The 479-nt window shown below is 47.0% G+C and carries 1 protein-coding gene; it reads right to left on the minus strand.

The window, feature by feature from the left end; genetic code table 11:
* Positions 1-479: thiolase family protein (locus HC175_RS18025; RefSeq protein WP_317172353.1), on the minus strand; the 479-nt coding region annotated here is incomplete at both ends.

Here is a 479-nt window from a genome sequence, read left to right on the forward strand (position 1 = left end):
TTTTCTTTCCGTCCTCATCGACATAGGTTTGGTCGATGGTTATAGGAACAATCTGATCCTGAAAACGATCTTCTTTTTGAGCTTTGAGTGCCTTCTGGTGAGAATTGAAGGCGAATTCATCCTGTGCTTCCCGTGAAACATTGTACTTTTTAGCTACTGCTTCAGCGGTTAGACCCATTCCCCAGTAGTAATCTTCCCGTCCTGCTTTTGCCAGTTCGTAATTAGGTACAGGTTTATAACCTCCCATTGGAATATAGCTCATGCTTTCGGCTCCCCCTGCAATGATGCAGTTGGCCATTCCGCTTTGGATCTTAGCTGTTGCTATTGCAATAGTCTCAAGACCCGATGCGCAATAGCGGTTCACCGTCATCCCCGGAACATCTTTAATGTCGAGTCCCATGAGGGAGATAAAGCGTCCCACGTTGAGCCCCTGTTCGGCTTCAGGCATAGCATTCCCTACGATTACGTCATCAATGCGT

This window comes from Salinimicrobium oceani, assembly GCF_012037645.1.